Here is a 25,566-nt window from a genome sequence, read left to right as displayed (position 1 = left end):
AGTTAAGCGCTATTTGGCTTTATCTACGCCATTGCAGAAGTGTGATCTTGAAAATCTTCTTCGTAATCATGGACTTGTTTGTCATCATTCGATATCTTAAAGCCCGTTACTGACTCTTGTAGAGCAGCGGCCATTTCACTCAACTCACCAACTGAACGTGCAGTTGCCATCGTTCCTGACGAGGTTTGCGAGGTAATATCTTGAATAATATTCATTGCATTAGAAATATGACCAGCAGATTCTGCCTGTTGCTGCGCTGCGTTTGAGATGTTTTGGATTAGATCAGCCAAAGTATTAGAGACGCTTTGCACTTCTTCTAGTGCTTCGCCAGCATCTTTTGCTAGGCGTGCTCCGCGCACAACTTCCGAAGTTGTCGTTTCCATCGACATGACTGCTTCACTAGTATCCGCCTGAATGGTCTTAACCAGAGTTTCAATCTGCTTGGTTGCATTAGCTGAACGCTCAGCTAGACGCTGAACTTCATCAGCAACAACCGCAAAACCACGACCAGCATCACCAGCCATTGAAGCCTGGATAGCCGCGTTCAATGCCAAGACGTTGGTCTGGTCAGCAATATCGTTAATTAGACTTACAATATCGCCAATCTCTTGCGAAGATTCACCCAGACGTTTGATACGTTTTGAGGTTTCTTGAATCTGATCACGAATAACGTTCATACCTTCGATTGAACGCTGTACTACGTCTGCGCCGTTATAAGCAATAGCAACTGAGCGCTGGGCAACTGATGCAGACTCCGTCGCATTCGTCGATACTTGATCAATTGATATTGCCATCTCATTAATCGCAGCAGATACACTAGCAATCTCTTGTGCTTGATGCTCAGAAGCTTCAGCAAGTTCAACCGCATTCATCTGAGTCTGTCCAGAAGACTGAGAAACTCGTTCAGCTGTACTGTTAATCACTAATACCAACTGGCGCAATTGGTCAATTGCGAAGTTTACTGAATCCGCGATAGCACCAGTGAAATCTTCAGATACTGTGGCATTAACAGTTAGATCACCTTCAGCTAAGTCACCTAGCTCATCAAGTAGGCGTAGAATAGCCATCTGGTTACGTTCGTTTTCTTCTTGGATCTGACGCGCACGCTCAGATTCAGTTTCTGCTTCTTGACGACGGCGAAGCGTTTCTTTTTCGATTAATATTCGCTCTGTACCACCATGCTGTTTTAACAGTTGCGATAGTGTGTATATTACGCCAAGCAGACCTAACAGAAATATAATAGCAGGCCACATTACACCGGTACGTGTCAAAATATCACGATCGATACCTGCCAATCGTGCCTGAGTATTGGTCGCAAGCTCTCCTAATGCACGGGCATTTTCACGCGACTCAATAGCTGGGCTATTCAACGCTGCAAGCTCTGCTGCCACAGGAGCAACTGCACTATTGAAAGTATCAGATATGTTTTGCAATGCTGGCAATAAACCACCATAGCTTTGCTGTTGCGCATTTAATGTTTGGGCAAATACCTCTGCTTGCTCCGAAAATTCCGCTGGCGTACCGTCAATACTACGAGTCAGTTTATCCATCTCAGTATACAAACGCTCAGCACGTAAGGTTTGAGTCTGCATATCACTGATGGCAGCAACAGGTATATTGGCTGCGACTGCTTGCTCTATAACTTGGCTATAGTCATCTTGCATCTGCTTGGTAGCTGTAGCGACATTGTCTTTTAAGTCTTGTAGTGCATTTACATCATTACGGTGACTTAGTACATAGTCGACCTTTTCTTTATTAGCTCGCCATTCGGTCTCAAGGTCACCAAAGACAGACTTGTTATCAGTGGCATTTTGTTGTGCTGAGGTCAATGCCGCTTGATAACGTTGAACGTCGTTTTGTAAAGAATCATAAGCACTAGCGCTCACATCAGAGTCGCGCGAAAAAGTTGCATCATTGACGTTTTGCACAATATTAGCTGCACTGACTTCTAATTGGTTGATGTCACTTAAGTAGTTACTTACTGTTGATAGCGTATTGATTAGCAAAACCAAGCAGGCCACACTCACTAAGGTAAAAACCCCTAATAAAACCTTCCATATGCTATTAGAATTTTTGATAGCTGGTACTTTTTGATTGGCACCAGTTGCAGGGCTTTTTGTAACATCACTCATTGTGCTCATTCCTTTCAAACAGTCGTCTAAGTCGTATCATGTCTGACGTTGTTAATGATCATCAGCTAATGACAGCTCTCTATTAGTCATTGGCAAAACTTTTATTAATAAGGTTTCTATTAATAAAATCCTTCTCAATGCTGACATATCATCTTGGTATGTCAGTCGTTATTACCTTATTTGGCTCTTGTTAAGCTCTATAAATTTAGTAGCAAATATCAAGTGATTATTGCTATCTACAATATTTATTTATATTGCAGCATCAATATAGTCTAGGTCTCGTGCCAGCATGCTTGGCATAAAAACATACCAATCTTGACTGTCTTTAAAGAATTTACCATGGTTGTAAGGAGCAAACGGTGAGCTACTATCGATAGCCTCAGCACGATACTGACTACGAGTAAACTGTTCGATACCAATGACTCTATCGACTAATAAACCCGAAAAGACTGAGCTGTGATCGATAACTATCACTTTACGTTGACTCTTTTGCTGCTGACTAGGGATTTGCAAGAATTGCGCCAAGTCCGTTATTGGCAGTAGACGTCCTCGGACGTTAGCAATGCCTAGCATCCAAGGTTGTACCAATGGCATACTGGTATATTCTGGCATAGCCAGCACTTCAGATACTTCGCCCATTGGAGCGACCAGACGCTGTCCACCAATCTCAAAAACTATGCCACGCCAGTCATATACTTGACCACCTTGACGACCACTGCTGCGTGCACGGGCTAGATCAGCTAAGCGCAAAAGCTCGATAAATCCTTTAGAAGCCACAATTTACTCCGTTACTGTACGGATAACGCGTACAAGTTCAGCTTCATCAACCGGCTTGGTTAAATATTCTTTAGCACCTTGACGCTTACCCCAAACTCGATCAGTTTCTTGATTCTTAGTACTTATAATTACGACAGGAATATGAGAAGTTGTCTTACCGCGTGTGATTTTACGAGTCGCTTGAAAACCATTCATTTCAGGCATGACTACATCCATCAACACCACATCTGGCAAGTGTTCAGCAGCCATTAAACAGCCTTTTTCGCCATTAGTCGCTTCTAATATTTGAAAGTTATTTTTCGTCAGTATGTCGCGAAACTTTGCCATTTCAGATGGCGAATCATCTATGACCAACACAGTTGTCATGGTTATTCCTTTTATTGTCAAGGTCATCCGTCAGGACAAGTTGGAACCAACTAAATAGTGTAGCAAGTGATATATTTCGCTTTTTCAAAAATCATCTAATCAAGCTGTCAATACTTACTAACTATTGTTGGTTACCATATATTTAATATCGATAGTTTTTCATACTAGTTCAGAGTCATTAACTACGAGCGATATTGATTAATCGTCTCAAATAGCTCATCTTTACTAAAGGGCTTAGTAAGATACTCATCAGAACCAACAATACGACCTCGTGCTTTATCAAACAGTCCATCTTTTGAGGACAACATGATCACTGGTGTACTTGCATAATCAGGGTTATTTTTGATCAATGCGCAGGTCTGATAACCATCAAGGCGTGGCATCATAATATCGACAAAAATTATGTCAGGATTATTATCAACAATCTTTGCGAGTGCATCAAAGCCATCAATTGCAGTAACGACTTCGCAGCCAGCTTTTTGCAATAAAGTCTCAGCGGTACGACGAATGGTTTTTGAGTCATCAATAACCATGACCTTTAACCCTTCAAAATTATTTTCCATTATTATTTTCCTATGAATAAATATTTATTCTTGACATAGTTGTTACTTACTATTCGATAAACACTTACTTCGACAGTAGCTGCAGTAAGTACTTCTCTTATCTAATGAAGCCAACTTCTGATCTTACTTTTATAATTAATATCCATCATTTTTCGGATAAATATTTCAATCTAGTCTGTAACTACAATGTATCAATTAAGTATCTGATGCTCGTTTTAACATAGCCTATCTAGATTTTCCAAGTATTCAGACCACGTATATAATAATTCGGGCGGTTGACATGACCGCCTTTTTTTATTTTGTGTGGTAAGAACAATTTTCGTGTATCTACTCTATCTATATCATTGATAGCTGTAGTCCAGCTAAGCAGTATCGTTATCGCACCTTCTATGATTTATCTATATAATAAAATGACGTTTACCATAGCGATTGATGACAATGCATATAAGACTTATTAAGTATTGCAAGAACTGTGCCTTATTATTAAGCACTTTACTTATAGTTGCTTGCCAACCTCCAGCACCTGTGGACAATCAACAACCTAATAAGGATAGTGAGCAGGCAGACTCGCCTATTATCTACGGTGTTGATAGTGTCACTATGGCATCCGATTATATTTTGAATATTAAACCCTCACGCTATCAGCCAAGCCTTGGTTTACAAGGTGTTATCAAACCTATTAAACAGTCACGTTTTGTCGCAGCACAAGACGTAATCGTGCAAAAAACATTAGTATCAGAGGGTCAGTGGGTAGAAAAAGGCATGCCTTTATTAATTTTAAAGCGTCAATCATCTACCGATGAGACAGTCAATACTGCTACGAGCAATGAGCAACAAGAGGCTGAAACTACTGCTGGCACTGCAAAACAACCAGCTAATATACAGCAGGGTGATAAGACCAATAGTGACAATGAGGGAAAAGCATCCAAAAATCTGTCTAAAGTGGCTGAACAGCTAACCACGAACAACAATAAACCAGCTGATAACGTAGCTTTAGCAGATGATGACCCAGCAGGTAGCGTAGCTACTAACAAGAATATAGTTACTGACAAGAATTTAGCAATTAGCAAAAATATAGATAACAGCGTAAATAGTGAAAAGATTGATACTAGTCAAGACATAGCTCTTACAGAGCAATCCGCACAATTAAAGCTGTCAGCACAGTCAGTCGTTGTACGGGCTAGCTTTTCAGGCCGCGTCAATAAATTATATGTAAAAACCGCCCAACAGGTTGGTGCTCGCACACCCCTATTGCGTTTAGGTGATGACAAAGATTTGCATTTTATAGCTACGCTTCCTCTCAAGACTAAGTCTCAACTCTCAGTTGGACAAACTGTGAACTTTACAGCTAAGGATTTGCCAGAGCAATTTGTGGGTCAAGTCAGCAAGCTAGTCGCTAGTAACCAACCTGATAAACTGCGGGTTTATGTTAATGTAGTCAAAAATGAAGCAAGTCGCGATAAACTCAAACCTGATATGGTCGTTTCTGGGCGAGTCAATTATGGACAGATAGAAGTCGGTACTATTGTGCCTGAACATGGTATCCACGATGTAGATCTATCAGTACTAAAAAAACCGCCTTATCAGTCGCTTATGCCCCTCACTGCGAATGTTTGGATCATTAAACAAGATCAGCGTTTGACTCGCCTACCAGTAGAGGTGATTAAATACGATCCTAGCACTGATCAATATTTAGTCGCTGGAATCAGTAATGACAGTTTAATTTGTCTAGCAGACTTACCTATAGAGTCAGTTGGTAAAAAAGTAATCGTTTCATAAATACGCTATTTGCAAATACCTTGCTCATCGTAGAAAGAGTAATAATGAAGGTTATATCCAACGGATAGTTCGATCTCAACATATAAATATTAGAATAAATCGTCAATCACGCTATATGATTCTTTGTATTGCCACTTCTTTAATATGGCTGGTAGCAGTTGGCTTATAAGCAGCAGTAATTACATAATGAGTTACATTGTGTAGAAACATTAACAAAGCGTGTCTTGTGTGGTAAGGCCTAAGTTAGGCAAAATAGACACAGTAACATTTGTAATGCGCATTTTTTTGATGACTTTTATAAAATATATTGGTTTATATCTTGGAAAAATTAAAAAGATAACAATTACCATTAAAACAACTATTACTAAATAATTATTAAATAACGACCACTACTAAAGGACAGCTCATGAGTAAACAGATTCTGTTAATTGAAGACGATCCGGATTTGGCTGAATTGATTAGCGATTACCTGACAATGAACTATTATGACGTTCATCATGCAGGGCTCGGTCAAGAAGGCCTTGATATCCTAGACACTAAAGAACGTGATATAGATTTGGTAGTGCTAGATTTGATGTTACCCGATATGGATGGCATGCAAGTTTGCCAAAAGATACGCGGTAACAAAAACAACATGACCAATAAAGTTCCTATTATCATGCTTACAGCAAAAGGTGACACGACAGATCGCGTATTGGGTCTAGAGATGGGCGCTGACGATTACATTGCTAAGCCTTTTGAGCCTCGTGAACTGCTAGCTCGTATTCGCGCTGTTATTCGTCGCCATGAGCAACCAAATCAAGCTGACAGCCAGTCTGATAGCTTAACCTTTGGACGTTTGAGCGTATTCCCTGATAGCCATGAAGTGACGATTGATGAGCAGCCAGTACGTCTAACGACTCATCAGTTTCAGCTATTACATTACTTTGCCACTCATTCTGGTAAAGTACTCAATCGTGAGCAGTTATGGCAAGCTATGCCAAATGATGACAGCTCTGATAACATCGATCGTGCGATCGACGTGCACATCTCACGTCTGCGTGCACTTATTGAAGACAATCCACGCCAGCCAAAACGCATTATTACCGTACGCGGCGTTGGTTATCAATTTGCCACCGATCAGGTCTAATCCAGCATAAAGTCTGTCAGTTCGTTTTAAATAAACTCTGAAAGTAATGAGCAGACGAAAAATAGCCATCACGCCTACCGTGGTGGCTATTGCTAATCATCGATATGAGTGTTTGATAATAGAGAGCATTTAATGCAGCAGTTGGGTTTTCGCTCCGTATTTGCAAAACTATTTGCCAGTGTCATGCTGGCACTTATTTTGTTTGCAGTAGCTATGGTGCTATTGACGCAGCTTGTCCATGACAAGAACGCAGGTATCCGCTCAGAAGTTGTGGCAACACAAATACTTGGACAGATTGATCCTTTTTTGCATGAATTAAATACGGCTATTAGCAAAAACAATCGACTGCAAGCACGCTTTATGTTAGCTGTGGTCAAAAAAAGTTTTGATATTTTTGATGAATCATTGCAAGCCAAAATGGGCCTATACGACAGTCAAGGTCGCCTGCTTATGCAGACGGACAATAGTGATCTGCCGTTAGAGCTACCTGCAACGCCTTCTCTATTAACTCTAATATTCCCATCTTTTTCAGACACACCTCCTACTCAGCAAGCCCAAGTCTATAGCAGCACTGGTTACACACTGCTATATGAGTCACGTTTGGTGCCGAAAAAGCCTGCGTTATCTGCTGCCTTAAACTTATTCACTGGTACGCTGCTACTGCTTATGATTATGGCAGGCGCGCTATGGTGGATTGCACGTTCAATGACATGGCGTATTAACCATATGAGCCAGCAGATGAGTCAGCTTGGTGATGGTGACTTTACTGTACGTGTCAATAGTCGCGGTAATGATGAGATTGCTTTGCTCGCGCGTGGGTTTAACCAAGCCGCTCAAAAAATAGAGCATCTTATTGATGCCAATAATTTATTACTAGCACATGCCTCACACGAGCTACGTACACCTATTACTCGCATTCGCCTACAAATTGAAATGATGGATATGCTTGCAGGCTCGATGCCAAAGGATACGAAAGCGAAGTTTGATAAACGGGCGCAAGCGATCAATCGCGACTTATCAGGGCTTAACGATTTAGTTGAAAGTATACTTTTAGTCAGTCGTCTCGATGCTGGCCATGCTATGCAGCAAGTTGAGCGCGTAGATTTTTATGATTTAGTTAACCAAGAGCGTCAACATTATCCAGAAGCAACCTTAATTGGTGAGCACATTGTGATTGATGGTCAACCGCCGATGTTGACTCATCTCATTCGTAACCTATTGAATAACGCCATGCTACATGGTGTTCCGCCAGTTACTATTTTGCTTTATGGCGTGCAAACTCTTGAAGAGGCAGATACCCTACCTGAATATCTATTACATTCGTTAGTATGCAGTAGCTTTGCTGACTATAGTCGCTCAAATTATGACAAGCATCTCGACGTGACAGGACAATCGAAAGACAACCAAAACGTTAATTTAATTCAGGTAAAGTCTGAGCTTGAAACGCCAACCGATGTATCAGAGCCGTTAGATGTGTTACCGACACCTGTCATTTTTCGAAATGGTGAAACGCTTGCTGAGCATAATAACAAAGAGCACGGTGGAAAGAATAATAGTGATGATGAAGCCGAGCAATCGCAGGCTATATCTAATAATGGTAGCAACCGTAATCAAATAACTGATGCCCTAGCACCAACTATTAGTGATAAGACACTTCAAAATGGTCATAGCAAACTTAGCTCTGATCTGGCTGATAGAATTAAAAGAATGATTTGGAATATCGTTCCAGACTCGCAACAACACTCCACAAATGATGGACTGAGTATCGCTAATATCAAGTCCGTCACTGATAAGCCTGCAACGACTAAATCTATAAATGACAAGGTTAGCAACAAAGGTAAAATAACTAAAGCCAGCAATGACCAGAATACCGATGGTGATAGTGAATCTAATAGCACACCGCGTAAAGAAAGCTTATTTAAAAAGCATCTAAAAAAATCTAAGTCTGAAGATGAGCGCCCTTTGCCAAAATATGCAGTACTCGCGGTTATTGACGAAGGTGCAGGTATTCCAGAAGACAAACGTGAAGAGATCTTTAGTCCGTTTGTACGCTTGCAGCAAAAAAACAAGGGCTCGGGTCTAGGCTTATCGCTAGTATCGCAAATTGTTACTGCCCATCAAGGTCATATCGTTACTGATACTATTAACGGTCATACTAGATTTTTGGTAGTGATTCCAGTCAAACATGACCCTCATCGCAGCCATGATAACCATAGTTAGTTACATGATTAGTAAGTAGGCAGTAAATGACTAACTCATTGACTGCTTTTACAAGTTTGGCGGCAATATAATATTACCTCTTTAATTCCTTGTCCTTATTTACATACTATCCAACCCTCAATCTCAACTATAATCTTTTACATGCCGTAGTACGTATTACTGCTAATAGCTATCTTGTTATAAGACAGTCATGAATCTGCATATCCAAAACGCCTATAAATATGCTATATTACCGCCCCTTATTATATTGTTATTGGCATAGATTCGACACTGTCATCGAGCAATAGTATATCGATGTTACAACCGCTACCCTATTTACTAATTTTGAGCATTCCATGAGTGACATGATCGTTCTAAATGACGTGACCAAAAGCTTTTTAAGCGACCGATCAATAAAAGACAAGGATGGTAAGCCGCATTGGTTCACTGCCGTTGAGCCAACGTCGTTATCTGTCCAAAAAGGTGAAATCTTTGGCTTAATGGGCTATTCGGGTGCTGGTAAGTCCACCTTGTTACGCCTTATTAATATGCTTGAGCGTCCAGACTCAGGTCAGGTCATTATCGATGGTACTGACTTAACCACATTGTCTGCTAGTGATTTGCGTATTGCCCGCCACAATATCGGCATGATTTTTCAGCAATTTAACCTGATGTCTAATCGCACTGTCTTTGACAATGTGGCCTTTAACTTGACGGTTGCTGGTTATCCTCGCCGCGATATTCATAAGCGTGTCATGGATTGTCTTGAGATTGTGGACCTAACGGATCGTGCTGGTCATTATCCTGCACAGCTTTCAGGCGGTCAAAAACAGCGCGTTGGTATAGCTCGCGCGATTGCGCCAAGCCCAAAAGTTTTGCTAGCCGATGAGCCGACCAGTGCCCTTGATCCTGCTACCACTCGCAGCCTATTGACCTGTCTACGCGAAATTAATGAGCAGCTTGGCGTGACCATTGTTATTGTGACTCACGAAATGAGTGTCATTCGTAGACTCTGTGATCGTGCGGCATTGCTGCATCAGGGACAGCTACTTGAAGTTGCAGATGTACGAGACGGTCTGATTCAGGCAACCACCCCGATTGGCAAAGGCTTAGTGCACGAAGACTAAGGCGGCAGGAGAAATAGATATGTTGACTGGTACTGAATTGTCTGCCTCAATAGACAAGTTGCTTGCGCTACGTAAAGAGATTTGGCAAGCGTCGTTTGACACTTTCGTTATGCTTGGTATCTCTACTGCAGCTGCCGTTACCATTGGTGGTCTGTTTGGAATATTCTTATTTTTATCCAGCGATCGACAGTTTTTACAGAATAAAGGGCTGTATGCCATATTGGGTGGCATCACTAACTTTATGCGTGCTTTCCCCTTTGTCATTTTGATGATTGCCATGAGCCCATTTACTAAAGCCATTGTTGGCACAGGCATTGGCCCTATTGCTGCATCTTTAGTCCTAGCGATTGCTGGTTCGTTTTATTTTGCGCGTTTAGTCGAGCAAAATCTGCGTGAAGTACCGCGCGGTATCATTGAAGCCACCGAATCTATGGGCGCACGTCCTTTTACGATCATTAAGGTACTACTTAATGAGGCGCGCTCAGGATTGGTACTCTCGGTGACTATTCTAACTATTAGCCTGCTTTCTTATTCAGCTGCTGCTGGTATGATTGGTGGTGGTGGTTTGGGTGACTTAGCTATTCGTTACGGCTATTATCGTTATCAGACTGAAGTGATGATTTTTATCGTCATTATGCTGTCGGTCATGGTCATCTCGATTCAAGCCTTTGGTAATTGGTTAGCCAATCGTTTAGACAAACGCTAAGCCACGTTAGAGAATGCTTGACATTGCAAGCGACTAGGTTTATTTTTGGCAGTAATTACTCCTTATCTCAGCTCATAAGAAAGCAGCATTACTACTTAGAATGTTGCTTTTTTAATGCTCAGACGATAACCGTTTTACCCAATCCCATGTATTAATAAGGAAATTTCATGAAATTAACAGATATCAGCCGTCAGTTAGCGACCGCATTTGCCGCTGTTGGTGTATCAAGCTTAGTATTAGTAGGCTGTAACAACTCATCAGCGCCAGAAGCGACTAAAGAAGCCGTGTCTGAAGGCACAACTGCTGAAACTGCTGCTAGCGATATTGATCCTGAACACACCAAAATCATCATCGGTACTACCGAAGGTGACTTCGCCGATATGGTACGTAACCAAGTCAAAGCCTCACTGGAAGAGCAAGGTTATGAAGTTGAGCTAATTGCTTTTACTGACTATGTCCGCCCTAACTTGGCATTGGCTGAAGGTGATTTGGATATCAATATCTTCCAACACAAGCCTTATCTTGATACCTTTAAAAAAGAAAACAATCTTGATTTAGTCGAAGTTTTCCAAGTTCCAACCGCACCACTTGGCATTTACTCTGGTAAAAAGACTAGCCTTGATGACGTGTATAAAGGCATGAGCGTCTCTGCGCCGAATGACCCAAGTAACTTTGCCCGTGCATTGGTTATGATGAATGATCTTGGCTGGATTACCTTAAAAGATGACGTTGATCCATTGACTGCTTCAAAAACTGACATCGCTGATAACAGCAAATACGATATCAAAATCGTTGAGTTAGAAGCCGCTCAATTACCACGTGCCCGTGACGAAGTAGACTTTGCCGTTATCAATGGTAACTATGCTACTGATGCTGGCATTGAGCTAACTGAAGCCTTGTTCCAAGAGCCAAGCTTCAATTATGTAAACTGGTCAGCGATTAAGTCTACTGATACTGGTAAAAAATGGGTTGAAGACGTGACTAACGCTTATAACTCAGAAGCCTTCAAAAAGTATGCTCATGATACTTTCCCAGGCTACAAGTACCCAAAAATCTGGGGTAATAACACTGCGCCAGCTACTGCGATTACTGCCCCTGTAGAAGCGGAAGCAGCTCAGTAACTTAAATCTGCTTGAGCAAAAATTTAGACACTTAAAAACGGTTAGTTTCAATAATTAACTAATAGTGCTAAAAGTTCAAATCGTAAACACAAAAATGCCCACTACTTATGAGTAATGGGCATTTTTTATGGTCTGAATTTTATATTTAGCTTTTGGACTAACCTTTAAATAGTGCTTCTAAACAAGTCCAGTTCAATATCATAACTAGGCTCAGGTTTTTTAAACAGATACTTACCATTGCGAATAGAGGCCAGTACATCCGCGCGCTGACGCACTGCTTCAAATGGACTTGTCGCATCTAATACCAAAAAGTTTGCCGCACGGCCGACTTCTATACCATACTCTTCTTCGATATTTAGAGTCTTAGCACCATTAAAAGTAATGAAGTCAAGACAGACGTCGAGCTGCGGTAATGACATGGTTTGTGCTAAATGAATACCATTATCTAAGATATTCATCATGTTACCGTTGCCCGCTGGATACCAAGGGTCGTTGATAGAATCTTGACCAAAAGAGATGTTGATACCATTCTCCCAAAATTCCTTCACTCGCGTTAAACCACGACGCTTGGGATAAGTATCTTGGCGACCTTGCAAATAAGCATTTTCAGTAGGCAGCGCAATGAAGTTCATCTGCGATTGTTCAAACAGTCCCATCATGCGAAACGCATAAGCGTCATCTGCCGAACCAAATGAACAAGTATGGCTGGCAGCCGTTCGAGAGCCTATACCTTCAATCATCACCAAAGCATTTAACAGTTGCACGTGGCGGCTCATCGGGTCATCGGTTTCATCGCAATGCACGTCGATGAGCTTGTCATACTTGAGCGCAAGCTCAACCGTCTTACGCACAGAATCTTGACCGAACTCGTACGCCCATTCAAAATGTGGAATACCGCCGACGCAGTCCGCGCCCATCTTTAACGCTTCTTCCATTAGCTCAACAGCGCCTTTGTAGGCATACATGCCCTCTTGCGGAAAAGCGACAATCTGAATAGTCACGTTGTCTTTTAGCTCTTCGCGCAGCTCAAGCATTGCTTTAAGTCCAGTCAAATCAGGGTCGCAGACGTCAATATGGGTACGAATGTATTGCACCCCTTTGGACACTTCTTCTTGAATACCTTTCAACATACGCGATTTAGCATCTTCAAAAGTTTGCGTTTTTTTGACATCATGCCAGCGAGCAATACCTTCGAACAAGGTACCTGAGGCGTTCTTGGCATCATCGCCGCCGCCCGTGTAGACATAATCAAGATGCAGATGCGAGTCCACATAAGGCGGTACGATCAAACGACCTTTGAGATCGACCTCTTCTTCAGCAGCAGGCAAATTATTACCTATCTGCTGAATAACACCGTCTTTGACCAAAATTTCATTGGCATCGCTATTGCGATAGATATTGGCATTAGTAAACTTAATCATGACAAACTCCTATTATTATTAAATAATTATTTATTGAAATTGCTTATCGAACATTATTTTATTAAAAGCTACTTTATTGAACGCTACCCGACAGTAGGCGCATCCAATGTTTTCTTAGATATGAAGGTAATGATGATGGCAGGAACGAAACAAAAAATAGATAGATATACAATACCTAAGACGCCTGTCTCTGGCATATGAACCAAAATCAAGCCCGCAAGCCATGTCGCAATCATAATGGAAAAGTTAAACACACTTGATTGTACGGAAGTCGCGACGGCTTTTGCTTCGGTGACTTGGTGACTGACTGCTGTTTGGAACATCGTTACTAAGGGTCCGAATGCTAGTCCCCATAATAAAAAGGCAAAATGCGAGAAGCCATTCATTCCTCTGAAGAAGACGAATAGCAACATAGCTATCGCTCCAGATACAAGCATACTGACGATCAAACCGCGCAGATGCGTATCGATAATCTTGGCGGATAGTATGACTGAGATGACAGAACCGATACCGAAGATAAGCAAGGCTAAACTAATACCGCCGACAAATTCTAAGGTTTCAACCAATAAAGTGATATAAGTGTAGGTACTGTAATGGGCCACAACTGCCAAGAAAGTGAGGGCTAAGACTATCCAAACGCCAGGTATTTTTAGTACTGCTATTGGGGAGTTACTTTGCGTCAGTTTCTCGCCCTTTACCGAAGGTAAAAACTTCATCGCCAATAGAGCAATTACCCCGCCTAGTACACCGAGTACGATAAAGGACGTGCGCCAGCCTACTTGTGTCCCAATAAAGGTCATAATCGGTAGACCCAAACTCACGCCAAAAGTATTACCTGCCATGATGATGGTAATCGCCTTACCATGCATATTCTCTGGCACTAGGGCTGTGCCGTAGGCGGCAATCATTGGCCACATAATACCGGCACAGATACCACCCAGAATACGCATAGCAACAATAAGCGAATAAGATGAAGTGAGCCCGACGACTATATTGGAGACCGCAAAACCTGCCAACAGCGCCATCAAGAGAATTTTACGGTTGATCCACAGCGTCATACTGATTAATGGAATGGCAAAAATCGCTGAAGCCAACGCATAGATACCGACCAAAAATCCGACTTGGGTCTGTTCAATACCAAGACCTGCCGTCATTTGTGGCAAAATACCAGAAGGCATCAACTCTGAGAGAATACCGATAAAAGTAACACTGGCCATAAGACCAAAGATGAACCAAGAAATAGGGTTCTGTCCGACATTATTATTTTTTGACAGATCGTCTTCTGAAAGACGAGCTTTTGAAACGATTGACATGACATCCCCAATCAAAGAAAAGTTTTTTATGAGTTTTTATATGGGTTTAGAGAAATTGAATACTGGAATAATATTGAGATAACTATTTGAATTTTTTGAATAAAACGCATATAACCGACTTGTTATAGCTTTGTTTCCATACTACCTCATAATAGCCATACTAATGGTAAGGATTTGTTCGATTTAAAGAAGCTTAACAGTTTCAAAACGCTGTTCAATCTACAAATCAGAATAGTAAATGACGTTACAGCCTGTTTGTCCTTTGTAGGAAACCGTCACTCGCCCTTTCACTTTAGCCTGCTTTTTTCTATAGTGGTTAGGCTGTATAGAGGTCGAGACAATAATATTCATGAATAATCGCTCTGTTGATAAGTCCTCTATTAACAAATCATACAAATAACAAGGATAATAATATGAGTACTAAAACCTATAATATTCGTACGGCTGGACAAGCCAATATTCCGGTACTAGGATTGGGTACTTGGCAGTCGACTGGACAAGATTGTGTTGATGTCGTCAGTCAAGGTTTAAAGATGGGTTACGAACATATTGATACCGCTCAAGCTTATGATAATGAAAAGGAAGTCGGTCAAGGTATCAAGCAATCAGGCGTGGCGCGTGATAAATTCTTTTTAACCACGAAGATATTCCCTGATGATATGAAGTTTGAACCAGAGAAACTAGTGGCAGCGGCTAAACGTTCTTTAGAAAATCTAGATACCGATTATGTTGACCTGCTATTACTACACTGGCCTGATGACCGTGTACCATTATCTGAGACTATTCCAGCATTATGTGAATTACAAAAACAAGGCTTAACGCGCAATATCGGCGTTTCTAACTTTAATATTGCTAATATTATTGAAGCCAAGAAGTACGCTGACGTGCCGATTGTGGTCAATCAAGTTGAATTTCATCCGTTCATTAAGCAAAACACCTTGCAGACTTTTTTGAACAATCACCATATTTTATTAGAAGCTTACTCGCCACTTGCACGCGGTGATGTGTTTGATAATGAAGTCATCAAAGAAATTGCTGACAAACATAGCGTGACACCAGCACAAATATCATTGGCTTGGATACTATCAGACAAACACCGTATCGCTATTCCAAAGACTTCTAACCCTGAGCACTTGCAAGGGAACTTAGATGCCATCAACGTTCAATTGAGCGCAGATGAATTAGAGAGAATCGGCAGTCTAGCCCGTAGTGACGGTCGTAAAATTGAGCATCCTGACTATACTCCTATATGGGATGACTAAAATCTATAGATATCAAAATTAGTATAAAAAAAGAGCCGCTAATAATATGTTAGCGGCTCTTTTTTACTTTTAACATTTACTAAAAAATTACTGTTGTAATGTTTCAGTTTCGCGAATCGGCTCAGCTGGATTGTACTGCTCAGACGCTGGTATTGCACCGCTACGATTGTTCTCTTTCATCGACTTGGCAACTTCTGGTGGCATGTAGTTTTCATCATGCTTAGCCAACACTTCACCAGCCACAAAGATCTCACCCTGCATTTTGCCAGTGGCGACGATGCCTGAGTTTTCAGCAAACAAATCTGGCAAGATACCTTGATAAGTGACCGGAACCGTTGATTCAAAATCAGTAATCGCGAACTCAACATTTAATGGATTATCTGGTGCACGCTGTACGCTACCGGCGACTACCATACCACCTGCACGAATGCGCTTATCTTGTGGCGCTTCGCCTTGAGCAATCGCCGTAGCATCGAAATAGTAATCGGTTTGTTGCCCAATAGCATAAATGACTAACACTACCGCCACTGCTGCCCCTGCAAGCGTAAACATAACCCACATCAGTTTTTTGCGACGAACTGCGTTCATACCACTACCTCATTGATGAGTCGCTGCTTTATTGAATATAAACAATTTATAAAACAGAAAATATTGAAGAAACTACCATTAGAAAAATTTTTTGAAAGTATCTTTCTAATCGTACTCTTCTAATAGCTATATGGTAGCATTTTTCGGACAAATCAATAAGCCCCACAAGCCCTAATACGGTCATATCTTTACAATTTAGAGGTCATAATTTTGTGAACTAAATCTATGATATTAAAATAATTTTTACATCGGCTGCTTAGTTGCAGGATTAGGGGCTTTAGCAGTACGTTGAGCTTGTCGAGCCTGCTGAATGGTCAGCTGTTTGATAAGTGCTTGGCGCTGCCTGCGACTATATATAATAAAAGCCAGCATCACGCCAACCGCAATTGCCCAACATGACCAGACAAAAACACCATGCTTACCCATGGCGATGAACTCAGATACGCTATAAAAGTAAGGCTGCATAATAGGTTCCTAGCCGTTATTTGTTTTGTCCATAGTTGTGTGGTTATTTGGCTTGCCCACGAATATATTCTTTGACCCACGCTTTACCTTGATCACGGTACAAGATTAGGGTATTGGTACGATAAATCGTTAATGTTGCGACTAGTAAGTAACTACCGATAATCATAAGTAGCAACGGCATCCACATATCTGCAGACATTTTGGGCGCGGCCGTTAACGTGAAGGTTGAGCCCTGATGTAAGGTATTCCACCACTCTACTGAATACTTGATAATAGGTAGGTTCACTGCGCCGACAATAGATAAAATGGCGGCTGCTTTACCACGGTTGGCGGTATGCTCAAACGCTGCAAACAACGCCATCACGCCCGCATATAAAAACGCCAAAATCAGCATAGACGTTAAACGCGCATCCCAAACCCAGTAAGTACCCCAAGTTGGTTTTGCCCAAATAGAGCCCGTAATCAAACTAATCACGCATAGTAAAAAGCCCAGCGGAGCAAGCGCCTGCGCCACAAGACTGGCCGTCTTAATTTTCCAAACGAGAAAGATTACCCCCAATACTGCGAGGGCAAAATAGATAGAAATAGCGATACTGGCCGCTGGTACGTGAATAAAGATAATACGGTAGCTATTACCTTGTAGGTAATCGGGCGGCGCAAAAGCGAGACCCCAAACGCTACCGATCAGCAGAAAAATACTGGACAGTACAGCTAACCACTTAACCCAAGGCGCAAAGATGCGAAAAAACTGCTTGGTACCCACAGTGGTCAAGAAGCCTTGCCAGATACGCTGCCATAGGCTAGGAGATGAGACATTATTCAGGTTGGGCATGAGAATAAACCTATTTGCACAGCTTATTGGTTATACGGATACAGCGCAACATTGGCGCTACTACCTGTTAACCTGCCGGCGTTAAACACTGGATAGAATCTACAAGTGACTGTTACTTATTTAACTGGCTATTATAGCAAAGTTGCCAGTTTTCAACATGCTGTTCATACAAATGGCTTTGATAAGAGAAACAATAACAAGCCAGCCTATACGTTTTAATTTAGCCACGCCATTTTTAAGGTCATTGCAATCACCCATGGCATAACCAAAACCGAGATAATACTACCTGCCAATAATAAAGCCAATATCGGCAAACCATTAAGACCAGTGGCAAATAAATCAACCGCTCCGGTGGCAAAAATTAACACTGGCAACTGCATCGGTAAAGCAATCAAAGGCACCAGCACCGCGCCATTCTTCAATGACAGCGTCAAACTACTGGCGACCGCTGACAACATCAACAGCATTGGACTACCCGTCACAATAGAGGCCATCAATATCCACGCCTCAAACCAGCTGAGCTGAAATAATGGCACGGCGAGTAAACTGAGCACAGCCACAATCCCACTACTAAAAATCCAATGAATGACTAAGCGGATAAGCACCCATAACGGTAGCGAAGCTTTGGCGACGACCAATTGCGCCAGTGTGCCATTGTCGAGAGCAGGTTTAAATAAGCCATCAACGCCCATCACCAGTGACAACAAAGCAGCAATCCACACGGCCGAAACCCCAAGACGCTGCAACAATGCTGGCTCGCTACCTACGGCTAGCGGAAATAAGGTAATAATCACTAAAAATAGTACTAAAGGGTACAACCACTGTACCGCCCCTTGCTGCTTCACGTGCCACTCACGTCGCCATAACTGCATAAAGCTGATACCACGTGCAGCCGATGCGCTAACGTTCAAGCTTTTATTCGCTACTTGTACTGGACTGTCTTGCATTAGGTCTTCTTGCATGGTGCTCTCTTGCACTGGACTATTTTGTAATGGACTATCTGTCATTATCCGTCCTTTCACTTATATTTGTCGCACTTATACCATGTAATCTGACAAATCGAGCACCTGATTGGCAACGCCAACTGCCTGATGACTGGTCATCAATATCGATCCGCCAGTATGGGCAAAATCGCGCAACCTGTCTTCCATTCGTGCCACCATATCGACATCAAGTGCCGTAAAAGGCTCGTCAAGTAGCCATAATGGTGTCACGTCCGGCGTCAACAAATATAATCTTGCAAGCGTAATGCGACGCGTTTGCCCAGCAGATAAATGGCTTGAGCTAATCGTCTCAAAGCCCTGCAATCCCACCCAAGTGAGGGCATTATCAATATCAGCGATACTTGGGGTAATACCATATAAATTCAGCAGAAAGGTCAGATTTTGCGCGACCGTAAGATTGGGATGAATGCCCAATTGATGCGAGACATATAAAGGCTGAATAGGCAGACTTGCTACGCCTTGGTAGTGAACCTCACCCGTCAGTACTGGCAACAATCCAGCCAGTTGCATCAGTAACGTCGTTTTACCCGTACCGTTTGCACCAACCAAGTGACAGATGCTACCAGCAGGTAAGTTGAGCGTGACCCCTTCACATAAAGGTATTTCACCGCGCTGAACCGTCAGCGCATCGAGCGCAAGTAAGGGTGCATCCACAGCCGTCATCAAATCTCTCATTATTTATCAAGGGCTAAGCAATATTCATCACAAACGAATACGTTGTTCATGGCATAATACTTTATGCTCACTATATCCACACAGTATAACAAATTGTCGATTACTATGACCTCAAAACCTATGCAGACTTCAAAAGATAACCAAACTCTAAACACTCAAGCATCAGACACTCAAACTCCAACGCCTCATACAGGTACTGCAACTGCTCATCCTAGCGCAAGCTTATCAGCTGCTAGTCTAACTATGGATAGCTTAATCGATGCTCAAGTCGCCTTTATGCAGCAGTGGTTACAGCAGCAAGCAGAGCCGATGGCTGTAGAGGCTTGGCAGTGGTTAGGCGCGCAGCCTCTACATAAATACGTCAGCGCCGATGATTTACAGCACCTAATTAATGACTGGCTACTTAGCCAACCGATGAGCGATGTCATGCGTAAGGATATCCGCGATATATTGCATACTGTCATTTATCATCCGGTCAATGACAACGTACCTTTATCTGAGCTGGTGGATGACACTCAGATTGAGACCCTTGCCAATTACGTAGGTAGCCATGACGAGCAGCGTAATGCCTTGATTCATACGCTGGTCGGCAATGAAACTTTTGCAGACTTGCTGACGCAAACGCTATATCACGCTATCAACGACTTTATGGAAAGCACGCTAGATAAAGCAGGTGGTGTTGGTAAACTCATGAAGCTTGGGCGCAGCTCTTTTGAGAAGGCAACCAACAGAAACCTAGATGAAAAGTTACAGACGTACTTGCATCGCAATATTAAAGACTTAACTCGCCGAGCAGAGGCCAATGCGCAAGCACATTTATCAAATGAAGAAGTCGCTCGGCTCTTGATAACAGGTTGGGGACGCATCAAAGACCAACCGATTAGCCAGCTACAAACCTACTTAAACGATGAGCCTGACCATAGCAGTATTGATCATATCGAAGCCAGCATCCAACAAAGCTATAACCGTCTGCGATTGTCGCCTTACCTGCGCAGCCTTGTCTCAGCTAGCGTCGACACTTGGTATGCAAACCATCAGTCGGATACGATTGCGAGCGTAGCAGCGAGCTTATATATTGATGAGCCAGCCATGACGCAATTAAGTACCGCCCTACTTCCTGTCGTGCATGACGCTCTTGAAAGTACATGGCTGACCACTCATATCTATAACATGTTACAAGCATTTTATGCGCAACCTAACATCAAAGATGGTTTTGTATTCAGCAAAGATTAATTTGTGGTTTTAGCTTATTTATCAGTTTTTAATACTATTCATTTATTAGTTAGTACAACATCTATGAGTCAACATAATAAACTCAGCTTATGGCAAAAACTCAAACGGTTCCTGACTACCTCAGCACCGCAGGCTGTTGTTGATGACGCAAAAATACCGCAGCATTCATTGTCACTTGCAGATGAAGTTAGCGTTGATAACGATATTGATGTTGGTAAGGATACTAATGTTAATAACGAAACTGATGTTAATGGAGATATTAATACTGATACTCTGCAAGCTGGAACTTATAGCGCCAAGGCTAATAAAAAGTCTAGTGATAAGAAGGCCAATGATAAAAATGCTAGTAACATAAGCGCTGCTAAAACAGACACTAGCGACTCTAATGGCATTATTGATAATACTACTAATACTGATAATAAAAATAACCCCGAAAGCTCTAAAGCGGACTCTTTGAATCAGACTGCTGAGCAAGACAACAATACCGACATAGCTATTGTCGATTACCTTAAACAGTATTTTAATGACAAACAGTGGCACTACACTCATTATCGACCAAAAACAAATGACAGCCAGCAATCGCATCATTTATCCTTAAGGATGCGCAATAAACAATTAGAATGTGGCTATCTGTTTCGTGTGCAAGAGAAAAACAACTTGCTAGCGGTCTATGGTATTTTGCCCTTTTTAGTGCCCGAAAGTCATCAAAACGCAGCAATGTTACTTATTACCCAAATTAATTATGACATGCTAATCGGTAATTTAGAGATGGATGTGAACGATGGCGAAATACGCTACAAACATGCTATCGATGTCGAGGCAGTTGGTATTAATGATCATATCCTTGAGAATTTGTTGCAAAGCGTAATTGCCATGACTACAGTTGCTTACGAGATATTTGATGATTTAATCAACACTCAAGACCCTGCTGAAGATATGCAAACGTTACTTATAGAGCTACGTCAGCAATCCGACTCAAGAACCTTCTTTCTTCCGACTCAGTTTGTTCAATAAAGAGGCTTAATTTAAAAAGTCTTTTAGTTTAGACAGTTTCTTAATTCACAAAAATCTCTTAATTTAAAAAAACTTAGTAAAATACAAGTCAGTAGCTCTCATATCTTCTAATCCTTTATTACTCTTAATAACAAGTTCTTTCAAAAATTCATTATCACCCTTTCAAACAACGACACAATTAAAAATTATGCTAAAAATTGCTTACTCTGAAGTTTTTCGTTATTCCGTACCTGACAAGCATCGTTTTCCCATGCAAAAATATACGATGATTCCTGAGCGCTTGCTTAGCGAAGGGACCATCACTACCGATAATTTTTTTGCACCCAAGCGTCTGACAGAAGACGAAATATTAACTACCCATACTGAGGACTATTGGCATAAGCTTAAAACCCAAACCTTGCCGCGCAAAGAAGCGCGCCCTATTGGTTTTGAAATGACCGAAGCGTTAGTGGATCGTGGTCGCCATATTGCCCACGCCACTTATGAATGTGCGTTATATGCCCAGCAGCACGGTGTGGCAATGAATGTCGCGGGTGGGACGCATCATGCATTTGCCGATCATGGCGAGGGATTTTGCGTGTTTAATGATGTGTGTATCGCCAGTAATTTATTACTCAATCGTGGACAGGCGCAAAAGATTTTAATCGTTGATTTGGATGTTCATCAAGGCAATGGCAACGCCAGCATTATGGCGGATGAGCCACGCGTTTTTGTGTTTAGTATGCACGGCGCCAAGAACTATCCGTTTCGTAAAGAAATATCCGACTTAGATATTGAGCTGGATAACGATACGGGTGATGCAGAATATTTACAGATTTTGAGGGATACGCTGCCGCGCTTAATTAGCGACGTCGCACCCGATATGATTTTTTATCAGTCTGCGGTCGATGTGCTCGCGACCGATAAACTGGGTAAACTTGGCTTAACGCAAGGGGGTTGCAAGGCACGTGATGAGTATGTGTTGCAGCAAGCAAAAGCCGCTAACATTCCAGTCGCTATCGTGATGGGCGGTGGTTATTCAGAAGATATTGAAGATGTGGTTGAAGCGCACTGTAATACCTTTCGGGTTGCCCAGCAGCTGTATTTTGGTGAGATGGTTGGCTCATGTGCAGCGCATTAATAGTCGACACGAAACCATTTAGTTAAGACGATATAAAATCAGAGCATTTGCGAGGCTTTATATGGCAAAAATATTGATAGGTATAGGCATTGTGTTGGTTATCATCGGCGTTATTTGGCTGCTGTTTCCAAGCGCGTTTTCGTGGATAGGTAATCTGCCAGGCGATATCAAACACACTTCAGGCAATACACGGGTTTATTTTCCAGTGATCACTATGATAGTCATCAGTGTCATCGCTACTATCGTATTAAATTTATTCAATCGCTAACCTGAAAAGCACTCCGTATAGTCAACTCACTTTAAAACCGAGTCAGTGCTACTGGGATGAATTTTGCGCAGCCTCTTTATCAGCAGCACGCAAGGAAAATTTATACCAGTAGCACGTAATTATTGATGGTTCGATTCTATTTGGTACTGACTATACTACAAAAATGCCGTAATTCCCTGCCAGCCTACGCGTATACCAAGTAGCGTGAGAATCAATAAAATAAGCTGACGAAAGCGTGCTTGCGGTAAGTAACGACGCAGGCGGATACCGACTAAAAGGGAGGCAATAGACAGAACACTCAGCAGAGTAATCAGCTGCCACTCACTACCGCTCAGTGCCATAATAGGCTCACGCAATACGATAATTTGGGCAATTTTACCCAAGAAATAACACATGTTGCCGACTTTAGCGATGGTGTTTTTATCGTTACTTGCAGACAATAAGTACATTATTAGTATGGTCGACATCGCATTGGTCGCGCCGCCAATGACTCCTGCACTAAAACCAACGATAATCAGCACAGGCTTAGTATCAGGCAGACGTATTTGCTTACCGAGTAGTGCACTTATAACGTAAAAGCCGATGACAGCCGCTAATACTAATAAAATGTAAGCACTATCTACCCACAGCAGTAGCTTTGCACCCAAAATACTACCGAGTAAGCTGGTTAACGCGAGCAGCCAATAGCGTCTACCATAATAGATAAAGTTTTGCCAAATACTACGCCCGCCACCTGCCAGCCATGTCATCGCATTTAGCAATAATGACGGGAATATCACCAAGACAATGGCGTGTGGCAACGGATACATGCTGGCAAGCGCAGTAGTAGTCACCAACGTTACACCCAGCCCACTAATACCATGCAGCAGTGATGCTAGTGCAAAAATCACAATCAGCAATAACGTCTGGGTGCTATCGCTATCAGCCATGTCCGTCATAGTAGCTCTAACAGACATATCATTTGCGGCTTAATGCTAATAACTAAATAATTAACCATTAAGACGTTGCATCAGGGTCTCGCCGATAATAGTAGCAAGCTGATCGGCAATTTTATCCTTGCTCGCTTTCTCTAATGTCACCGTATCATTTGCATAGCGCTGAGAGAAAAACACTTGCATCGCATTGTCATCGCTAGCGAAACCAATGTCTGAGCGTGAGACGTCATTACAAGCAATCAAGTCCAAATCTTTGGATGCCAGCTTACCGCGGGCATAGTGCTCTACATCTTGGGTCTCTGCCGCAAAACCGACGACAAACATATCCGGATAGGCATGTGAAATAGTCGCTAAGATGTCAGGGTTTTTGACCAGATTTAGCGTCATGGCATCTTGGGTTTTTTTGATTTTTTGCGGGGCAGCTTCTTCAGTACGATAATCGGCAACAGCAGCAGTGGCGATAAAGATGTCAGCATGGCGCAAGTTATCTAAGGGCAATGTATCTAAGCGCACTGTATCCAAATTACTGTTTAACGTTATACTTCCTAACGACATACTTTGCTGCTCTATCTGATCGTCCGGCTCATGGCAGTCACAGTCGCCATGTTCGTGTTCATGGCTATGCGTATGGTAGTGCTCATGACCATCGTTTTGTTCATTTTCAGCCAAAGCCAGTAAAGCAGGATGCGTACCAGCCACACATTGCTGAGCAGTCGTTAGCATCTCTGCGGCAGACAATACATCAATACGAGTGACCCCAAGCGGCGTTGGTAGCGCGACCTTACCACCAGCGATTAACGTAACTTGTGCGCCCGCCTCTACACAGGCCTGTGCCAATGCAAAACCCATTTTTCCTGAAGAATGATTCGATAAATAGCGCACCGGATCGATCGCTTCAACAGTAGGTCCTGCGGTAATAACGACTGTTTTACCAAATAGATGCTGTGGAATAGTTTGCTGCGCGTTAAATAAGCGCACTTCTGCTAATAACTGCTCAGGCTCAGGCAAGCGCCCTGCCCCTACATCACCACACGCTTGCTCACCGCTTGCAGGGTTAATAATATGATAATTCATATCGGCTAGCGTCTGCACATTTAGACTCACCGCTGGATGCGCCCACATTTGCTGGTTCATCGCTGGTGCAATCAATACTGGTGCGGTAGTTGCAAGACATACTGTGGTTAGTAAGTCATCAGCCATTCCCATTGCCAATCGAGCTAAGGTATTGGCCGAAGCTGGGGCAATGACTATCAAGTCTGCCCACTTGGCAAGCTCAATATGACCCATGCCAGCCTCAGCACGCTCATCAAGCAATGAGATATGTACCTCATTACCAGTCAAGGCTTGTAGAGTAAGCGGTGTGATAAACGCTTGCGCGCCTGTCGTCATAATGACGCGCACCTCGAACCCCGCTTTAATCAGTAAGCGGGCAAAAACAGCGGATTTATAAGCGGCAATACCGCCAGTAATAGCGAGCACAACATTTGACATAGGCGTGGCATCAATAAAAAGTTAGAAGATAAAATTGCGTTTATAG

General features: G+C 42.3%; 24 protein-coding genes. 11 read left to right on the top strand and 13 right to left on the bottom strand.

What is annotated here, in order from left to right; translation table 11 throughout:
* Positions 1-23 precede the first annotated feature (23 nt).
* The 4 genes from ACTQ9S_RS03380 to pilG all read right to left on the bottom strand — a co-directional run bounded on the left by ACTQ9S_RS03380 (position 24) and on the right by pilG (position 3,838).
* Positions 24-2,132 (bottom strand): methyl-accepting chemotaxis protein, encoded by a 2,109-nt coding sequence (locus ACTQ9S_RS03380; protein ID WP_440453758.1) that lies wholly within the window; start codon positions 2,130-2,132, stop codon positions 24-26.
* A gap of 249 nt (positions 2,133-2,381) precedes the next feature.
* On the bottom strand, positions 2,382-2,909 hold the full coding sequence (locus tag ACTQ9S_RS03375) for a chemotaxis protein CheW (protein ID WP_068037751.1): 528 nt from the start codon (positions 2,907-2,909) through the stop codon (positions 2,382-2,384).
* A gap of 3 nt (positions 2,910-2,912) precedes the next feature.
* The gene (locus ACTQ9S_RS03370) at positions 2,913-3,275 is read right to left on the bottom strand and encodes a response regulator (RefSeq protein WP_350656030.1); all 363 of its coding nucleotides are present in this window, start codon (positions 3,273-3,275) and stop codon (positions 2,913-2,915) included.
* Positions 3,276-3,457: 182 nt separating this feature from the next.
* Positions 3,458-3,838, bottom strand: a complete 381-nt coding sequence (gene pilG, locus ACTQ9S_RS03365) for a twitching motility response regulator PilG (protein ID WP_058369474.1) — start codon at positions 3,836-3,838, stop codon at positions 3,458-3,460.
* A gap of 438 nt (positions 3,839-4,276) precedes the next feature.
* Here pilG and ACTQ9S_RS03360 point away from each other — a divergent pair, with 438 nt between their 5' ends.
* The 6 genes from ACTQ9S_RS03360 (at position 4,277) to ACTQ9S_RS03335 (ending at position 11,899) form a co-directional block, all read left to right on the top strand.
* On the top strand, positions 4,277-5,617 hold the full coding sequence (locus tag ACTQ9S_RS03360; protein WP_440453757.1) for an HlyD family efflux transporter periplasmic adaptor subunit: 1,341 nt from the start codon (positions 4,277-4,279) through the stop codon (positions 5,615-5,617).
* Between the two features lie 406 nt (positions 5,618-6,023).
* Positions 6,024-6,746 carry a response regulator transcription factor gene (locus ACTQ9S_RS03355; RefSeq protein ID WP_068037760.1) on the top strand — a complete coding sequence of 241 codons (723 nt, stop codon included), beginning with the start codon at positions 6,024-6,026 and terminating at the stop codon, positions 6,744-6,746.
* Positions 6,747-6,878: 132 nt separating this feature from the next.
* On the top strand, positions 6,879-8,966 hold the full coding sequence (locus ACTQ9S_RS03350) for an ATP-binding protein (RefSeq protein WP_440453755.1): 2,088 nt from the start codon (positions 6,879-6,881) through the stop codon (positions 8,964-8,966).
* Positions 8,967-9,301: 335 nt separating this feature from the next.
* Positions 9,302-10,072 (top strand): methionine ABC transporter ATP-binding protein, encoded by a 771-nt coding sequence (locus ACTQ9S_RS03345; RefSeq protein ID WP_068037765.1) that lies wholly within the window; start codon positions 9,302-9,304, stop codon positions 10,070-10,072.
* A 19-nt stretch (positions 10,073-10,091) separates the two neighbouring features.
* Positions 10,092-10,778: a methionine ABC transporter permease gene (locus tag ACTQ9S_RS03340; RefSeq protein WP_068037773.1), complete on the top strand. Its 687-nt coding sequence runs from the start codon at positions 10,092-10,094 to the stop codon at positions 10,776-10,778.
* A gap of 167 nt (positions 10,779-10,945) precedes the next feature.
* Entirely contained in the window at positions 10,946-11,899 is a 954-nt protein-coding gene (locus ACTQ9S_RS03335; RefSeq protein WP_068329390.1) for a MetQ/NlpA family ABC transporter substrate-binding protein, read from the top strand.
* Positions 11,900-12,063: 164 nt separating this feature from the next.
* On the opposite strand, the gene ACTQ9S_RS03330 is transcribed toward ACTQ9S_RS03335, so the two are convergent.
* A complete protein-coding gene (locus tag ACTQ9S_RS03330; RefSeq protein WP_440453753.1) occupies positions 12,064-13,320 on the bottom strand; it encodes an amidohydrolase family protein in 1,257 nt (418 codons plus the stop codon).
* A gap of 83 nt (positions 13,321-13,403) precedes the next feature.
* Positions 13,404-14,633: an MFS transporter gene (locus ACTQ9S_RS03325; protein WP_440453751.1), complete on the bottom strand. Its 1,230-nt coding sequence runs from the start codon at positions 14,631-14,633 to the stop codon at positions 13,404-13,406.
* Positions 14,634-15,046: 413 nt separating this feature from the next.
* On the opposite strand from ACTQ9S_RS03325, the gene ACTQ9S_RS03320 reads away from it, so the two are divergent.
* Complete coding sequence (locus ACTQ9S_RS03320; RefSeq protein ID WP_440453749.1) at positions 15,047-15,895, top strand: aldo/keto reductase; 849 nt, start codon at positions 15,047-15,049, stop codon at positions 15,893-15,895.
* Between the two features lie 87 nt (positions 15,896-15,982).
* On the opposite strand, the gene ccmE is transcribed toward ACTQ9S_RS03320, so the two are convergent.
* The 5 genes from ccmE to ccmA form a co-directional block, all read right to left on the bottom strand.
* Positions 15,983-16,483, bottom strand: a complete 501-nt coding sequence (ccmE, locus tag ACTQ9S_RS03315; protein WP_351119011.1) for a cytochrome c maturation protein CcmE — start codon at positions 16,481-16,483, stop codon at positions 15,983-15,985.
* A gap of 243 nt (positions 16,484-16,726) precedes the next feature.
* Entirely contained in the window at positions 16,727-16,948 is a 222-nt protein-coding gene (gene ccmD, locus ACTQ9S_RS03310; protein WP_351119012.1) for a heme exporter protein CcmD, read from the bottom strand.
* Between the two features lie 43 nt (positions 16,949-16,991).
* A complete protein-coding gene (gene ccmC, locus ACTQ9S_RS03305) occupies positions 16,992-17,780 on the bottom strand; it encodes a heme ABC transporter permease CcmC (RefSeq protein WP_068329401.1) in 789 nt (262 codons plus the stop codon).
* 215 nt (positions 17,781-17,995) lie between these two features.
* Positions 17,996-18,652, bottom strand: a complete 657-nt coding sequence (locus ACTQ9S_RS03300; protein ID WP_068039454.1) for a heme exporter protein CcmB — start codon at positions 18,650-18,652, stop codon at positions 17,996-17,998.
* 165 nt (positions 18,653-18,817) lie between these two features.
* Positions 18,818-19,447 (bottom strand): heme ABC exporter ATP-binding protein CcmA, encoded by a 630-nt coding sequence (gene ccmA, locus ACTQ9S_RS03295; protein ID WP_351119013.1) that lies wholly within the window; start codon positions 19,445-19,447, stop codon positions 18,818-18,820.
* Positions 19,448-19,564: 117 nt separating this feature from the next.
* Between ccmA and ACTQ9S_RS03290 the strand changes: the two genes are divergently transcribed.
* The 4 genes from ACTQ9S_RS03290 to ACTQ9S_RS03275 all read left to right on the top strand — a co-directional run bounded on the left by ACTQ9S_RS03290 (position 19,565) and on the right by ACTQ9S_RS03275 (position 23,094).
* Positions 19,565-20,692: a hypothetical protein gene (locus ACTQ9S_RS03290; RefSeq protein ID WP_440453747.1), complete on the top strand. Its 1,128-nt coding sequence runs from the start codon at positions 19,565-19,567 to the stop codon at positions 20,690-20,692.
* Positions 20,693-20,755: 63 nt separating this feature from the next.
* Positions 20,756-21,706 carry a YbjN domain-containing protein gene (locus tag ACTQ9S_RS03285; protein WP_350656017.1) on the top strand — a complete coding sequence of 317 codons (951 nt, stop codon included), beginning with the start codon at positions 20,756-20,758 and terminating at the stop codon, positions 21,704-21,706.
* A gap of 187 nt (positions 21,707-21,893) precedes the next feature.
* The gene (locus tag ACTQ9S_RS03280) at positions 21,894-22,826 is read left to right on the top strand and encodes a histone deacetylase family protein (protein ID WP_350656016.1); all 933 of its coding nucleotides are present in this window, start codon (positions 21,894-21,896) and stop codon (positions 22,824-22,826) included.
* A 61-nt stretch (positions 22,827-22,887) separates the two neighbouring features.
* Entirely contained in the window at positions 22,888-23,094 is a 207-nt protein-coding gene (locus tag ACTQ9S_RS03275; RefSeq protein WP_350656015.1) for a DUF2905 domain-containing protein, read from the top strand.
* A gap of 155 nt (positions 23,095-23,249) precedes the next feature.
* Here ACTQ9S_RS03275 and ACTQ9S_RS03270 read toward each other — a convergent pair whose 3' ends face one another.
* Together ACTQ9S_RS03270 and coaBC are read right to left on the bottom strand one after the other, a co-directional pair.
* A complete protein-coding gene (locus ACTQ9S_RS03270) occupies positions 23,250-24,032 on the bottom strand; it encodes a TSUP family transporter (protein WP_440454028.1) in 783 nt (260 codons plus the stop codon).
* Positions 24,033-24,083: 51 nt separating this feature from the next.
* Positions 24,084-25,520: a bifunctional phosphopantothenoylcysteine decarboxylase/phosphopantothenate--cysteine ligase CoaBC gene (coaBC, locus tag ACTQ9S_RS03265; protein ID WP_440453745.1), complete on the bottom strand. Its 1,437-nt coding sequence runs from the start codon at positions 25,518-25,520 to the stop codon at positions 24,084-24,086.
* Positions 25,521-25,566: the final 46 nt, after the last annotated feature.

Origin of the sequence: Psychrobacter sp. ASPA161_9, from assembly GCF_051970275.1 — a bacterium.
GTDB lineage: Bacteria > Pseudomonadota > Gammaproteobacteria > Pseudomonadales > Moraxellaceae > Psychrobacter.
Note: the sequence above shows the minus strand (reverse complement) of the source record. Positions and strands in the feature narration are given on the sequence as shown.

Bases quoted from the DNA above. Each gene is read 5' to 3' on its own strand.
- ACTQ9S_RS03380 (WP_440453758.1), bottom strand. From the start codon at position 2,132: ATGAGTGATGTTACAAAAAGCCCTGCAACTGGTGCCAATCAAAAAGTA.
- ACTQ9S_RS03370 (WP_350656030.1), bottom strand. From the start codon at position 3,275: ATGACAACTGTGTTGGTCATAGATGATTCGCCATCTGAAATGGCAAAG.
- pilG (WP_058369474.1), bottom strand. From the start codon at position 3,838: ATGGAAAATAATTTTGAAGGGTTAAAGGTCATGGTTATTGATGACTCA.
- ACTQ9S_RS03360 (WP_440453757.1), top strand. From the start codon at position 4,277: ATGCATATAAGACTTATTAAGTATTGCAAGAACTGTGCCTTATTATTA.
- ACTQ9S_RS03355 (WP_068037760.1), top strand. From the start codon at position 6,024: ATGAGTAAACAGATTCTGTTAATTGAAGACGATCCGGATTTGGCTGAA.
- ACTQ9S_RS03350 (WP_440453755.1), top strand. From the start codon at position 6,879: ATGCAGCAGTTGGGTTTTCGCTCCGTATTTGCAAAACTATTTGCCAGT.
- ACTQ9S_RS03345 (WP_068037765.1), top strand. From the start codon at position 9,302: ATGAGTGACATGATCGTTCTAAATGACGTGACCAAAAGCTTTTTAAGC.
- ACTQ9S_RS03340 (WP_068037773.1), top strand. From the start codon at position 10,092: ATGTTGACTGGTACTGAATTGTCTGCCTCAATAGACAAGTTGCTTGCG.
- ACTQ9S_RS03335 (WP_068329390.1), top strand. From the start codon at position 10,946: ATGAAATTAACAGATATCAGCCGTCAGTTAGCGACCGCATTTGCCGCT.
- ACTQ9S_RS03330 (WP_440453753.1), bottom strand. From the start codon at position 13,320: ATGATTAAGTTTACTAATGCCAATATCTATCGCAATAGCGATGCCAAT.
- ACTQ9S_RS03325 (WP_440453751.1), bottom strand. From the start codon at position 14,633: ATGTCAATCGTTTCAAAAGCTCGTCTTTCAGAAGACGATCTGTCAAAA.
- ACTQ9S_RS03320 (WP_440453749.1), top strand. From the start codon at position 15,047: ATGAGTACTAAAACCTATAATATTCGTACGGCTGGACAAGCCAATATT.
- ccmE (WP_351119011.1), bottom strand. From the start codon at position 16,483: ATGAACGCAGTTCGTCGCAAAAAACTGATGTGGGTTATGTTTACGCTT.
- ccmD (WP_351119012.1), bottom strand. From the start codon at position 16,948: ATGCAGCCTTACTTTTATAGCGTATCTGAGTTCATCGCCATGGGTAAG.
- ccmC (WP_068329401.1), bottom strand. From the start codon at position 17,780: ATGCCCAACCTGAATAATGTCTCATCTCCTAGCCTATGGCAGCGTATC.
- ACTQ9S_RS03300 (WP_068039454.1), bottom strand. From the start codon at position 18,652: ATGCAGTTATGGCGACGTGAGTGGCACGTGAAGCAGCAAGGGGCGGTA.
- ccmA (WP_351119013.1), bottom strand. From the start codon at position 19,447: ATGACGGCTGTGGATGCACCCTTACTTGCGCTCGATGCGCTGACGGTT.
- ACTQ9S_RS03290 (WP_440453747.1), top strand. From the start codon at position 19,565: ATGACCTCAAAACCTATGCAGACTTCAAAAGATAACCAAACTCTAAAC.
- ACTQ9S_RS03285 (WP_350656017.1), top strand. From the start codon at position 20,756: ATGAGTCAACATAATAAACTCAGCTTATGGCAAAAACTCAAACGGTTC.
- ACTQ9S_RS03280 (WP_350656016.1), top strand. From the start codon at position 21,894: ATGCTAAAAATTGCTTACTCTGAAGTTTTTCGTTATTCCGTACCTGAC.
- ACTQ9S_RS03275 (WP_350656015.1), top strand. From the start codon at position 22,888: ATGGCAAAAATATTGATAGGTATAGGCATTGTGTTGGTTATCATCGGC.
- ACTQ9S_RS03270 (WP_440454028.1), bottom strand. From the start codon at position 24,032: ATGACGGACATGGCTGATAGCGATAGCACCCAGACGTTATTGCTGATT.
- coaBC (WP_440453745.1), bottom strand. From the start codon at position 25,520: ATGTCAAATGTTGTGCTCGCTATTACTGGCGGTATTGCCGCTTATAAA.